General features: G+C 66.2%; 12 protein-coding genes and 1 pseudogene. 12 read left to right on the plus strand and 1 reads right to left on the minus strand.

The window, feature by feature from the left end; translation table 11 throughout:
- Positions 1-179 precede the first annotated feature (179 nt).
- The 5 genes and pseudogenes from AXW83_RS26825 to AXW83_RS23565 all read left to right on the plus strand — a co-directional run.
- Positions 180-868 (plus strand): annotated as a pseudogene (locus tag AXW83_RS26825) (Mu transposase domain-containing protein); the annotation flags it as partial.
- Positions 869-1,700: 832 nt separating this feature from the next.
- Positions 1,701-2,201, plus strand: coding sequence for an RNA polymerase sigma factor (locus AXW83_RS23550; RefSeq protein WP_066618096.1), 501 nt, complete (start codon positions 1,701-1,703; stop codon positions 2,199-2,201).
- Between the two features lie 159 nt (positions 2,202-2,360).
- Positions 2,361-3,245 (plus strand): FecR family protein, encoded by an 885-nt coding sequence (locus AXW83_RS23555; protein WP_236841751.1) that lies wholly within the window; start codon positions 2,361-2,363, stop codon positions 3,243-3,245.
- 111 nt (positions 3,246-3,356) lie between these two features.
- Complete coding sequence (locus tag AXW83_RS23560; protein WP_236841752.1) at positions 3,357-4,019, plus strand: secretin and TonB N-terminal domain-containing protein; 663 nt, start codon at positions 3,357-3,359, stop codon at positions 4,017-4,019.
- A gap of 1 nt (position 4,020) precedes the next feature.
- Positions 4,021-5,220, plus strand: coding sequence for a mandelate racemase/muconate lactonizing enzyme family protein (locus tag AXW83_RS23565; protein WP_066618124.1), 1,200 nt, complete (start codon positions 4,021-4,023; stop codon positions 5,218-5,220).
- Between the two features lie 223 nt (positions 5,221-5,443).
- Here the strand turns inward: AXW83_RS23565 and AXW83_RS23570 are convergent, their stop codons facing one another.
- Complete coding sequence (locus AXW83_RS23570) at positions 5,444-6,382, minus strand: LysR substrate-binding domain-containing protein (protein ID WP_066618139.1); 939 nt, start codon at positions 6,380-6,382, stop codon at positions 5,444-5,446.
- Positions 6,383-6,502: 120 nt separating this feature from the next.
- Between AXW83_RS23570 and AXW83_RS23575 the strand changes: the two genes are divergently transcribed.
- The 7 genes from AXW83_RS23575 (at position 6,503) to AXW83_RS23605 (ending at position 13,288) form a co-directional block, all read left to right on the plus strand.
- Positions 6,503-7,540, plus strand: coding sequence for an ABC transporter substrate-binding protein (locus AXW83_RS23575; protein WP_066618148.1), 1,038 nt, complete (start codon positions 6,503-6,505; stop codon positions 7,538-7,540).
- 174 nt (positions 7,541-7,714) lie between these two features.
- The gene (locus tag AXW83_RS23580) at positions 7,715-8,755 is read left to right on the plus strand and encodes an ABC transporter ATP-binding protein (protein WP_066618150.1); all 1,041 of its coding nucleotides are present in this window, start codon (positions 7,715-7,717) and stop codon (positions 8,753-8,755) included.
- Positions 8,752-9,618 carry an ABC transporter permease gene (locus tag AXW83_RS23585; protein ID WP_066618161.1) on the plus strand — a complete coding sequence of 289 codons (867 nt, stop codon included), beginning with the start codon at positions 8,752-8,754 and terminating at the stop codon, positions 9,616-9,618. Before AXW83_RS23580 ends, AXW83_RS23585 begins: the two co-directional genes overlap by 4 nt.
- A complete protein-coding gene (locus tag AXW83_RS23590; RefSeq protein WP_066618168.1) occupies positions 9,615-10,415 on the plus strand; it encodes an ABC transporter permease in 801 nt (266 codons plus the stop codon). Before AXW83_RS23585 ends, AXW83_RS23590 begins: the two co-directional genes overlap by 4 nt.
- Positions 10,416-10,420: 5 nt before the next feature.
- A complete protein-coding gene (locus tag AXW83_RS23595; protein ID WP_066618170.1) occupies positions 10,421-11,554 on the plus strand; it encodes an NAD(P)/FAD-dependent oxidoreductase in 1,134 nt (377 codons plus the stop codon).
- Entirely contained in the window at positions 11,547-11,843 is a 297-nt protein-coding gene (locus AXW83_RS23600) for a (2Fe-2S)-binding protein (protein WP_168166170.1), read from the plus strand. Before AXW83_RS23595 ends, AXW83_RS23600 begins: the two co-directional genes overlap by 8 nt.
- Positions 11,840-13,288, plus strand: a complete 1,449-nt coding sequence (locus tag AXW83_RS23605; protein WP_066618181.1) for an NAD(P)/FAD-dependent oxidoreductase — start codon at positions 11,840-11,842, stop codon at positions 13,286-13,288. The genes AXW83_RS23600 and AXW83_RS23605 overlap by 4 nt, the downstream gene beginning before the upstream one ends.

Genomic DNA, 13,288 nt, shown 5'->3' on the forward strand with positions numbered 1-13,288 from the left:
GAACCGATAAGCCCAGTTGGCGTGGGCATTTGCATTAGAGCGACGCGATGCCCTGTCGATGCCTGGACAATTCCGACCCTAGAAGGGCCATGCCTCCCGGGCATGCGACAGCAACCCGAACCCGGCGACGCCAGGCGCAAGATATGGATACAATTTGACCTCCTGAACGGAATTTGGGCAAACTTACCCATAGCCGCATGCAGATCGCGCGGGCCTATTCTCACGAGACGCAGGAGATGTCGTCGACGCGCATGACAAGGCCTTCGCCTTTTACGGCGGGGGTCTGCCGGCGCAGCATCGACGACAGCATGAAGACGGCGGTGGAGACGGTCCTTGTCGGTCGCGCCCGTGAGTACAACCGGCGCTTTCTGCAGATGTGCTCGCATCATCTCGTCGAGCCGGTGGCCTGCAATCCGGCGGCTGGCTGGGAGAAGGGTCAGGTCGACAACCAGGTCGGCACGATCCGCGACCTGCTGTTCCGGCCAAGGCCGAAGGTGAAGATGCTCGATGAGCTCAACGCCTGGCTTGCCGATCAGTACATGGCCTATGACCGGCGGCGAAGCACCCCGAGTTCCGCGACCAGTTTGTCATCGAAGTCTTCGAGGGGGAGAAGGCGCGGTTGATGCCGTATCTGGGGCGCTTCGCCGGCTTCGTCGAGAAGTCTGTGCGGGCGACCACGACCTGCCTGATCATGCATGATCGCAACAAGTACAGGATCGACGCTCGTGCGGCGGGTCGCGCCGTGCTGGTGCGCGCACAGGTCGATCGGATCGTTGTGTTGCCCGATCGCGAGACGGTCGCCGATCACCCGCGCAGCTTCAAGCGCGACCAGGTCGTCTACGACCCCCTGGCACTATCTGCCGGTGTTGATGCGTAAGCCCGGAGCCCGGCGCCCCGTTCAAGAACTGGGATTTGCCGGCGCCGCTCACCACGGTGCGCGAGAAGCTGTGGCACCTTTACGTTGGGGTAGTAGGAACCCTACTTGGTAGCGAAGGGTCGGGACATTGCAAGAGCCATGGTGTCAACCGCAGTGTCAAAGCGAATGCCATGTAACTTGTTATCAATGCTTAACTCTTCGACGCAAAAGCGAGAAAGAGTGGTGCCCAGGAGAGGACTCGAACCTACCGGCCAGTCCCGAATTACTTGAAAAACAAGGAAAATTCCGCCGCCGATTCCAACTCTGTGTGGGAGTGCAGAGTGGGACCGCTTAGTTCTCAGAATAGAGGACCTGATCCATCTTGCAAGCGGCTACGCTCGATGAAACCGATCCATTTTCTGCGCTGCGTTGATCCAGAACAGCACGAACTGCGTCAGCGCCGATCCGACGAGCGAGGCGCCTGGCCTGTGAAGACGCACCCAAAGTGCAGTTTCCAGTCCGCCCCTGGGTGGTAGTCGAAGTCTCAGAGCGCGCGCTGAAGGGAGGGCACGGGGATGGGAGGGTGTCACCAACGCCTTAAAACCAGGGAGCTATAGATCCGACTTCCACGATGGCCCGTTGCAAGACGCACTGCCAAGCAGTGGCAGGCCGTATTCGCGTCGCCGGGCGCTTAGGTCGCGTCATCAGTATCGCGCCACGCGGTCGCATCTTTAGAATTCATGTAAACTACTGTATTTGCAAGCGAAAAGCCAATCGCTTATGACTTCCGCCATGGCGTGCCGGCCTCGGCCTGGCACGCAACCCGACGATGCGGAACGAAGCGATGAGCACCCAGAACCTCGATCTGGCCGGCCTCTGCACGAGCGAAGGCGGCCGCCTGCGCCGGCTGATCCACCGCATCGTGGGAAACCGTAGCATCGCCGAGGATATCGCCCAGGACACCTTCCTCAAGCTCGCCGGCCGGGCGCTCGCTCCGTCGGATCGCGGGCTCGTCTTCCGAACCGGCCAGACCATGGCTCTCGACCACCTGCGGGCGCGCAAGGTGCGCGACCTGCATGCGCGCTCTGCCATCGCCGGGCCTCCCGAATATGCGCCGTCTCCCGACGTGGTCTTGGAGGCGCGCGAGGACCTGGGCTCGCTCATGGACGCGCTGGCCGCGCTGCCGCAGCGCACGCAACGCATCTTCCTGCTCTCGCGCCTGGACGGACTGCCGCATCCGGCCATCGCGCGAGCGCTCGGCGTCTCGCTCAGCACGGTCGAGAAGGATATGGCGAAGGCGCTCGATCTATGCCGGGCTTGGCGCCGGCAACGGGATGGCGATTGAGGGATCGAGGCCTTAGAAGCGTTCTGATGATGACGGCCGTATGTTCGGCCTGAAGACGCAGATCCGATGGCCGATCCGACAGACCCCATACGACAAGATCAGGCCGAGAGGCGGGAGCGCGAGGCCACGGCCTGGTTCGTCCGGTTGAAGGAGCCTGGGGTGGACGATGCAGAGCGCCTGCGCTTCCGCGCCTGGCTGGCCGAGGATCCCGAACGGCACGACGCCTTCAACGTGGTCAAACGGCTCTGGTCCGATCTTGAGGAGCCGGCCGCGCTGCTGGGCGCGAGCGGCTGGCATCGCGAAGGTCCGGAGCGGCGCACACAGTATCGGGGCCTGCGTTGGGCAGCTGCAGCGGCGGCCTGCATCGCCCTGGTCGCGGCGGGCGCGCTATGGCGCGACGCCGGGCTGATCGACCGGGCGCGCGCCGATCTGGCGACGCCGCCGGGCGAGCCGCGCGAGTTCATCCTGGTCGACGGCTCGCACGCCTATCTCGACGGCGACAGCGCCGTGCAGGTTGTGATCGAAGGCTCGGATCGACGCCTCGTCCTCCTGCGCGGGCGCGTCTGGCTCGATGTCCGGCACGATCCGGCGCGGCCCTTCACGGTCGGCGCCGGCGATGTTGAGACCCGCGTTCTCGGCACAGCCTTCGCTGTCGATCTCGAACCGGCCGCGACGGCGGTCACCGTCGAGCGCGGCCGCGTCTCGGTCACGTCGACATCTGCCGCCGTCGAGGTCGCGGCCGGCCAGCAAGTCTGGGCCCAGGGCGGACATGTCGGGCCCGCGACCGCCGTCGAGCCCGAGACCGCGCTCGCCTGGCGGCGCGGGCTCATCGTGCTCGATCAGGCGCCGCTGTCGAAGGTCGTCGACGAACTGGCGCGGATGCAGCCGGGCAGGGTCTTCATCCGCGATGCAGGCTTGCGCCAATTGCGGCTGTCGGGCGTCTTCCGCGCCGACGATCCTGAGGCCGTTATCGAGGCCATGCAGTCGGCGCTCGGCCTCAGGATCCTGCGTCTGCCGGGGGTAGCGACGCTGATCTATCGCTGAACAGCCGCGTCCGAAAAAAATTGCTAATCCGTTACGGGGTCGGCGCGGCTCGCCCGTTCTTATCGATGGAGGCCGTGTCGGCCTCGCGAGATGGCAACGGGGACGAGGCGTATGGCTGGGCGTGGCGGGGCGTGGGTGCTGTATGGCGTGTCGGTGCTGGCGATGGCGGCGGCGACGGGCGGCGAGGTCGCGGCGCAAGCCCTGACGACGCCGGCGGGCGCGCAGCAGGTGCGGTCTTACCGCTTCGACATTCCCACCAAACCCTTGCTCGCGGCCCTCGCCGACTTCACGGCCACGACGCGCATCCAGATCGTGCGGCCGAGCGGAGAGGCGCTGTCGGGCCGCTCGGGCGCGGTTTCCGGCACTCTGCCGGCGGCCGACGCGCTGGCGCGACTGCTAGCGGGGACGGGGCTGACCTACCGCTTCACCAGCGCCGGCACAGTCACGGTCGCGCGGGCAGGCGGCGAGGCCGCGGCCTTCGCGCAGGCCGGAGGCGCGATCACGCTCGATACGATCGACGTGCAGGGTATCAACCCTAACGCAGTGGTCGGGCAGCCGCCCGCGCCATATGCCGGCGAACAGGTTGGCAGCGGCACACGGGTCGGTCTGCTCGGCAACCGCAGCGTCTTCGACACGCCGTTCAACGTCACCGGCTACACCGAGAAGTCGATCGAGGACCAGCAGGCCCGCAGCCTCGCCGATGTCGTTGCCAGCGATCCCTCCGTGCGCAGCATCTTGCCACCCAATCAAAAAAGATCCATCAGGGAACCGTGACATGAAAATCACCGCGATCGAAACGCTGCGGACGGAAGAGTTCGCCAATGTCCTGTGGGTACGCGTGCATACCGATGCCGGAATCATCGGCCTCGGCGAGACATTTTATGGGGCCGGCGCCGTCGAGTCGCATCTGCACGATACGCTGGCGATGCGGCTGCTCGGCAAGAACCCGCTGCATATCGAGGCGCTGCACCGCGAGATGACCAACCTGCCGATGGCGCAGGCCTCGACCGGCGTGGAATCCCGCGCGACCTCGGCGGTCGACATCGCGTTGTGGGACGTGTTCGGCAAGGTCTGCGGCCAGCCGGTGCACCAGATGCTCGGTGGCCTGTGCCGCGACAAGCAGCGCATCTACAACACCTGCGCCGGCTACAATTATGTCCGCACGCACAACATCAAGCCGATCTCGACCTGGAATCTCGGCGAGACCGAAGGCCCCTATGAGGATCTCGACGGCTTCATGAACCGCGCCGACGCCGTGGCCGAGAGCCTGCTGGAAAGCGGCATCACGGCGATGAAGATCTGGCCGTTCGACCCTGCGGGAATCGAGAACCAGGGCCTCCACATCACGCCTGACCAGATGCGCAAAGCCTGCGAGCCCTTCGAGAAGATCCGCAAGGCCGTGGGCGACAAGATCGAGATCATGGTCGAGATGCATTCGCTCTGGAACCTGCCGACCGCGATCAAGATCGCCCGCGTGCTCGAGCAGTACAGCCCGACCTGGTACGAGGATCCGATCCGGATGAACTCGCCGCAGGCGCTGGCGGAATTCGCGCGCTCGACGACCGTTTCGGTCTGCGCCAGCGAAACACTAGGCTCGCGCTTCCCCTACAAGGACATGCTCGACCGCGACGCCATGCACATCGTCATGGCCGATCTCTGCTGGACAGGCGGTCTCACCGAGGGCCGCAAGATCGCGGCGATGGCGGACACCTATCACCGCCCCTTCGCGCCGCATGACTGCATCGGCCCGGTCGGCTTCATCGCGGCGATCCACGCCTCCTTCAGCCAGCCCAACACGCTGATCCAGGAATCGGTGCGCGCCTTCTACACCGGCTGGTACAACGAACTTGTCGATACAATGCCTACCATCAAGGACGGCTATGTCCTGCCGATGGAAGGGCCGGGGCTCGGTGTCGAGTTGCTGCCCGCCGTGTTCGAACGCTCGGACCTGACCGTCCGCCGCTCGAATCTCTGACAGCAAGCCCGGCCGTTTGGCGACGGCATCGGGTGACAACGCGCCACTTCCCGACATTCAGCGGCTGCCCGACAGCGGACGTAGATCGCTTCGAGATGGAGGGGCGCTACAAGACGCAGCCGACGGGAGGCGTCGCGTTGTCTGCGCCATCGGCTGCAGTGACACTTGCGAAGGAACACTCATTTGGCGGAGACAGGGGCCACTCGTCCGCATCCCGCTTCCATCACGGGGCGCCCGGGCCGGCCAATCGCTCGGCGACGGCGTCCTCGCTTTCGGCGAGCGCCTGGATCGCGGCCCTCACCGTCTCAACGAAGCCCAGCGCCAGCGGCGACCGGAAGCGGCCGGCCGGCCAGACGACGCCGATCTCGTAGTCAACCGTCGGCCGGAACGGCCGTACGACGACGCCCCGCCCGCGATACTCCACGGCGGTGTATGGATCGACGATGCCGATGCCGGCTCCCGATGCGACGAGCGAACAGGCGATCATCGACAGCGGCGTCTCCACCCGCATCTGCCGCGTGATCCTCGCGGCTGCGAACAGCGCATCGGTCCGGTAGCGCCACTGGGTCGATCCCGCCAGCGAGACGAAGGGCTCGTCGATGAAATCGGCCGGTTCGAGGACGGCCTTATGCGCCAGCCGATGGCCCTCGGGCAACACCGCGACGGCTGCCGCCGCAGGCAGCGCCTCAATGTCGATGTTGGGGAAGTCGAGAGGATACTGGGCGAAGCCAATATCGCAGAAGCCGGTGGCGACCCAGTCGACGACCTGCGAGGAGATGCTGCCGTAGATCGCGACATCGAGACCCGGCTTGTCCTTCATGTAGGCCGCGACCAGGCGGGGCAGGAACCCCACGTTGAAGGTCGGCAGCGCCGCGATGCGCAGGCTCCCAGAAAGCCCCTCGCGCAGATTGCGCGCAGCGTTCTGGATCTGCTCGAGCCCGACGAATTGCCGCTCGACCTCGCGGTATAACGAAAGAGCCTCATTGGTGGGCACAAGCCTGCTTCCGCGCCGCTCGAACAGGGTAAGCCCCAGCGCGTACTGCAGATCGTGGATCAGTCTCGTGACGGCCGGCTGGCTGATATGCAGCGCGCGGGCGGCCGAAGTAACCCCTCCTGTCACGATGACGGTTCTGAAGGCTTCAATCTGACGGGGATTCAGCATGGCTTCGCCCTCTGACGAGCGATCATAACATTCCGGTATGGCTTGCGCGAATGATTCGATTTGACCCGTTACAATCTGTCGCAGAACCTTCACAGATCACTCGCAAACGAGGAGGGGCTTATGAAGTTTTCCTGGGTAGGAATGTTGCTGACCACGACGGCACTGAGCGCCGGCACCGCGGCCATGGCACAGCAGAAGACGATGTTCGTGGCCGGCTATGGCGGCTCCTATGAGCAGACGATGCGCAAGGAAGTCATTCCGCTCTTCGAGAAGCAGGCCAACGTCAAGATCGAATACGTCGCCGGCAACTCCACCGACACCCTCGCCAAGCTCCAGGCGCAGAAGGGCAACCAGCAGATCGACGTCGCCATCGTCGATGACGGCCCGGCCTATCAGGCGGTCACGCTCGGCTTCTGCGGCACGCTGACCGACGGCCCCGTCTACAAGGACGTGGCGCCGGTGATGAAGTTCTCGTCGAACAAGGGGGTCGGGTTGGGCCTCGTCGCGACAGGCCTGTTCTACAACACCAAGATATTCGCCGAGAACAAATGGCCGGCGCCGACCTCGTGGAACGATCTCAAGTCCAAGACCTATGGCAAGAAGATCGTCACCCCGCCGATCAACAACACCTATGGCCTGCATGCCCTGATCGCGATGGCGCAGATCGGCGGCGGCGGCGAAAACAATATCGATCCCGGATTCCAAACCTTCAAGGACGAGATCAACCCCAACATCATCGCCTATGAGCCCTCACCGGCGAAGATGACCGAGTTGTTCCAGAACGGCCAGGCCGTGCTCGGCGTCTGGGGTTCGGGCCGCGTCAAGGCCTTCGCCGATACCGGCTTCCCGGTCGCCTTCGTCTATCCCAAGGAAGGCAGCTTCGCGCTCGGCGTCGCCGCCTGCCCCATTGAGGGCGCCAAGAACCCGGCCGAGGCCAACGCCTTCATCCAGTTCATGCTTTCGGCCCCGATCCAGAAGGTCATGGCCCTCGGCGCCGGCTTTGGTCCCGCCAACACGACCGTGACGCTGACCACGGACGAGCAGAAGGGCCTGCCCTATGGCGAGGACGTGAAGAAGCTAAAGGCCGTCGACTGGGACATGGCTAACGCCAAGCGCGAGGAGTGGACGCGGCGCTGGAACCGAGAGGTCGAGCGGTAAGGCTCCACCGTCATTCTCGGGGCGCCGCAACGCGGCGACCCGAGAATCTCGCGACACCAAGTCATGACGTCATGCTCGCGTTTCACCCGAGCGTATCTCCCCGAGCGTCCTGAGATGGTCGGGTCGAGCCCGACCATGACGCCCGATCGTTGAGCTGAAACCTTCGAAAGCCCCATGTCCCATCTCGTCCTCGACGGCCTGACCAAGCGCTTCGGCGGCTTCACCGCCGTCGATGCCATGAACCTCTCCGTCGAGCGCGGCGAGTTCGTCTCGCTGCTCGGACCCTCGGGCTGCGGCAAGACCACAACCCTGCAGATGATCGCCGGCTTCGTCGATGTCGATCACGGCGGCATCCGCCTCGACGGCATCGATCTCGTCTCGGTGGCGCCCAACAAGCGCGGGCTCGGCATCGTCTTCCAGAGCTATGCGCTGTTTCCGCATATGACCGTGGCGGAGAACATCGCCTTCGGACTTGAGATGCGTGACATCGCCAGGGCTGATCGCGACCGGCAGACGCTCGCCGTGATGGAACTCGTCGGCCTCAAGGGCTTCGCCGGCCGTTATCCGCGCCGCATGTCGGGTGGCCAGCAGCAGCGCGTGGCGCTCGCCCGCGCACTGGTGATCAAGCCGGCGCTGCTCCTGCTCGACGAGCCGCTTTCCAACCTCGACGCCAAGCTGCGCGAGGAGATGCAGGGCGAACTGCGCCAGATCCAGCGTTCGGTCGGCACCACCACCATCCTCGTCACCCATGACCAGCATGAGGCGATGGCGCTGTCGGACCGGATCGTGCTGATGAACCAGGGCCGCATCGAGCAGATCGGCGCGCCCGACCAGGTCTACGACCATCCCGCCAGCGCCTTCGTCGCGAGCTTCCTCGGCAAGACCAATGTCTTGGCCGGCACGGGAGACGGGCAAGGCACGGCCACGGTCGGCGACCTCGTGCTGGCGCTGCCAGGCGCTGGCAAGGGGCCGCTGCAACTGGCCGTGCGGCCCGAGCGCCTGACCTTCGCTCCAGCCGGCGAGCCAGGCCTAGAGGCCCGCATCCTCGGCCGCGTCTTCCAGGGCACGCATTGGCTTCTCACCGCCGAGAGCGCGGCGGGCGTGCTCACACTGATACGCGGCAATGACGGCGCGGCCGTGCCGCGCGAGGGCGAGACGGTTCACCTGCGCTTCTCCGCGGCGGACGCCGCGCTCCTGCCCGGAGCGGCGGCATGAGCCTGACGGTCACCGAGCGCAACGCCCCCTTCCTGCTGACAGGGCCGGCCCTGCTGGTCTTCCTTGGTCTGGTGATCATCCCACTCGGCATGACCGTGCTGCTCTCCTTCTACGATTGGGGGCAGTACAAGGGCATCGTCCCGGAGTTCACGCTAAAGAACTGGATCGAGGTCTTCACCGACAGCTATTTCCTGGAGATCTTCCTGCGGACCTTCCGCATCGCCTTCTTGGTCACGCTGGCGGCGATCGTCATCGGTGTGCCCGAGGCCTATATCCTCAACCGCATGGCTCCGGCCTGGCGCAGCGCCTTCCTGTTGGTGATCATCGGGCCGCTTCTGGTCTCGGTCGTGGCGCGCACGCTGGGCTGGGCCGTGCTGCTGGGCTCGACGGGCCTCGTCAACCAGGGGCTCCTCTCGCTGGGCCTGATCGCGACGCCGCTCGAATTCATGTTCACCGAGACCGGCGTCGTCATCGCGCTGATCCATGTGCTGATCCCCTTCATGATCCTTGCGGTCTGGGCCTCGCTGCAACGCCTCGACCCTCAGATCGAAAACGCGGCGCTCTCGCTCGGCGCGGGTCCGGTGACGATCTGGCGGCGCGTGATCTTGCCGCAGATCGTGCCAGGCATCCTCTCGGGCTCGATCATCGTCTTCGCGCTGGCGGCGAGCGCCTTCGCCTCGCCGGCGATCATCGGCGGCCGCCGGCTGAAGGTCGCCTCGACGCTGGCCTATGACGAGTTTCTCAATACGCTGAACTGGCCGCTGGGTGCCGCTGTCGCGACCCTGCTCCTGGTCGCGCTCGTGCTGATCACCGTCGGCTCCAACCGCCTGATCGAGCGTCGCTACGCACAGGTGTTCGAATGAGAAGAAACGGCCCCCTTGCCCTGATCTTCCACGGGCTCTTCGTCGTCTTCATGCTGGCGCCGCTGCTGATCGTCTGTGTCGTCGCCTTCACGCCGGAGGGCTATCTGTCGCTGCCGACGCGCGGCCCGAGCCTGCGCTGGTTCAGGGCGATCCTCGATTATCCCGAGTTCATCCGCGCCTTCCGCGACTCGCTTTGGCTGGCGGCTTTGTCCTCCACCATCGCGATCATGCTGGCGGTGCCGGCCGCGCTCGCCATCGCGCGCTACCGCTTCCCCGGCCGCGAGGCGATCACGGCGCTGTTCATGTCGCCGCTGATGGTGCCCCATGTCGTGCTTGGCATCGCCTTCCTGCGCTTCTTCACCCAGATCGGGATCTCCGGCACCTATATCGGCCTTGTACTGAGCCACATCATCGTCATCATCCCCTTTGCGCTGCGGCTCGTGCTCGCGGCCTCCTATGGCATCGACCGGCGCATCGAGCATGCCGCGATCTCGCTGGGCGCGGGCACGGCCACGGTGTTTCGCAGGGTGACCCTGCCGCTGATCCTGCCAGGTGTCGTCTCGGGCTGGCTGCTGGCGGCGATCAACTCCTTCGACGAGGTGACGATGACGGTGTTCATCGCCTCGCCCGCCACCGTGACGCTGCCGGTGCGGATGTTCCTCTACATCCAGGACAACATCGACCCGCTCATCGCGGCGGTCTCCGCCTGCCTCATCGCCATGACCGCGATCCTGCTCTTCGCGCTCGACCGGCTGTTCGGGCTCGACCGCCTCTTCGTCGGATCCGGAAAGGGCTGACAGACGTGACTACCCCTGCATCTTCATCCGAAGCCGACATTGTCGTCGTCGGCGGTGGTGTCGTCGGCGGCGCCATCGCGCTCGGCCTGGCGCGCGGCGGCGCCCGCGTCACCATCCTCGACGAGGGCGACGTCGCCTTTCGCGCCTCGCGCGGCAATTTCGCGCTGGTCTGGGTCCAGTCAAAGGGGCTCGGCATGCCCGACTACGCGATGTGGTCGCGTCGCTCGGCCGAGCAATGGCACCAGCTCGCCGATGTCCTCCACGCGGAAACCGGCATCGACGTCGCCCACAGCCAGCCCGGCGGCTTCATGCTTTGCCTGTCGGAAGCCGAGCTGGGGCAGCGCCGCCAGACCATGCTGCGGTTGCACAACCAGATGTCGCTGGCCGATTTTCCCTATGAGATCCTCGACCATGACGAGACGAAGCGTCGCCTGCCCGATATCGGCCCCGATGTCGCCGGCTCGGTCTACAGCCCGCTCGACGGCCATGTGAATTCGCTGAAGCTGTTTCGCGCGCTGCGCGAGGCCGCGCAGCGTCGCGGCGTCGAGTACAAGCCCAACTGCACCGTCGACAGCATCACCCAGAGCGACGGCGGCTTCCGGCTGAAGGGCGCCTTCGGCGAGATCGCGGCCGGCAAGGTCGTGCTGGCCGCAGGACTCGGCAATGCGCGGCTTGCACTCATGGTCGGCCTCGATGCGCCGGTGAAGCCGAGCAAGGGCCAGATCATCGTCACGGAGAAGACCGACGCCTTCCTGCACAACCCGATGGTGACGATCCGCCAGACCGATGAGGGCGGCATCATGATCGGCGACAGCCAGGAGGATCGCGGCTTCGACACGGTCGTCGGCCAGCCGATCCTTTCAGTGATGGCCGAGCGCGCGGTGCGGATGTTTCCGCGCCTAGCGGGCCTGAACGTCGTGCGCTCGTGGTCGGCGCTGCGGGTGATGAGCCCCGACGGCTTCCCGATCTACGACCAGTCGCTCAGCCATCCCGGCGCCTTCCTCGTCACCTGCCATTCCGGCGTGACACTGGCTGCCAACCATGTCCTGACGCTCGCGCCCGCCATCCTGTCCGGCGATTTGCCGACGACGCTCGATGCCTTTTCCGCACGGAGGTTCCATGTTCCGGCCCATGCATGAGCTGAAGGCGGCCGAGGCGCTCGGCTTCACCTTCGACGGCCGCGCCCTGACGGCGCGCACGGGCGACACGGTGGCGGCCGCGCTGCTCGCCAACGGCGTCCAGGCCTGCCGCCAGACGCCGGTCTCGGGCGCGGCCCGCGGGCCTTACTGCATGATGGGCGTCTGCTTCGAATGCCTGGTCGTCATAGACGGCGTAGGCAACCGCCAGGGCTGCCTCGTGCCGCTGCGCGATGGCATGCGGATCGAAACCCAGACTGGGCGCCGCCACCCCGATGGGGCAAAGTCATGATCACGCTTACCGCCATCGATCAGATCGCCGAGCATTACGACATCGCGGTGGTCGGCGCGGGGCCTACCGGTCTCGCCGCCGCCGCGCGCGCTGCCGAACTCGGCCTCTCCGTGCTCCTGGCCGACGAGAACCCCTCGCCGGGCGGCCAGATCTACCGCGCCATCACCACGACGCCGGTTACGCAGCGCGGCGTGCTGGGCGAGGACTACTGGAAGGGCGGGGCGCTGGTCGACAGGCTTTGGCCGACGAACACGGCCTATGCGCCGGGTTGCACCGTCTGGTCGGTCGCACCCGACGAGGTGGGCGGCTTCGAACTCGGGCTCTCGCTCGGCGGCCAGGCGCGGCTGGTTGCGACCGACCAGGTCATCCTGGCAACGGGCGCGCAGGAGCGGCCCTTCCCGATCCCCGGCTGGACGCTGCCGGGCGTGATGACGGCAGGCGCCGCCCAGATCGCGCTCAAGGCCTCGGGCTTAGTGCCGAGCGGCCGCACCGTAATCGCCGGCTGCGGCCCCTTGCTCTATCTGCTCGCCGGCCAGCTTGCGGCGGCCGGCGCCAACATCGTCGCGGTGCTCGACACGATGCCGCGCCGCAACTGGCTCTCGGCGCTGGCGGCGCTGCCCGATTTCCTGCGTTCGCCTTATCTCGCCAAGGGCCTGAAGCTGATGGCGGCGGCCCGCGGCAAGCTGCCGTTCAGGACCGGCGTCACCGCTCTCGCGGCTGAAGGCTCCGGCAAGGTCACCGGCGTCAGCGTCACCCGCGGCGGTCGAACCAAAACCATCGCCTGCGACGCGCTCCTGCTGCATCAAGGCGTCATCCCCGGCATCAACCTTTCCAACGCCGCCGGCTGCGCGCAGCATTTCGACCACGTCCAGCTTTGCTGGACGCCGACGGTGGACGACTGGTTCGCCTCATCGATTCCCGGCATCGCCATCGCCGGCGACGGGGCCGGCATCGGCGGCGCTGAAAGCGCGGCCCTGCGCGGCGAGCTCGCGTCGCTCGATGCGGCGCGCCGGTTTGGCCGCCTGACGCCGGTGCAGCGCGACGAGATGGCCGGACCGACCCGCATTGCGCTGGCGCGCAGCCTGCGCGGCCGCCGTTTCCTGGACCTGCTCTATCGCCCGGCCGGGGCATTCCTCGCTCCGCCGGCGGACGAGACGATCGTCTGCCGCTGCGAGGAGGTCACCGCCGGCCAGATCCGCGATACGGCGAGCCGGCTCGGCGTCACCGGACCAAATCAGATGAAGGCCTTCCTGCGCTGCGGCATGGGACCGTGCCAAGGCCGGCTCTGCGGGCCGACTGTGGTCGAACTGATCGCACAGGCGCACGGTCTGTCGCCTACAGAGGTCGGCTACTACCGCCTGCGGCCGCCGGTGAAACCGATTACCTTGGCCGAACTCGCGGCCTTGCCGCCGACCGAGGCCGCGGTCAAAGCGGTGGTTAGGTGA

Origin of the sequence: Bosea sp. PAMC 26642, from assembly GCF_001562255.1 — a bacterium.
In the GTDB taxonomy this organism is placed as follows: Bacteria; Pseudomonadota; Alphaproteobacteria; order Rhizobiales; family Beijerinckiaceae; genus Allobosea.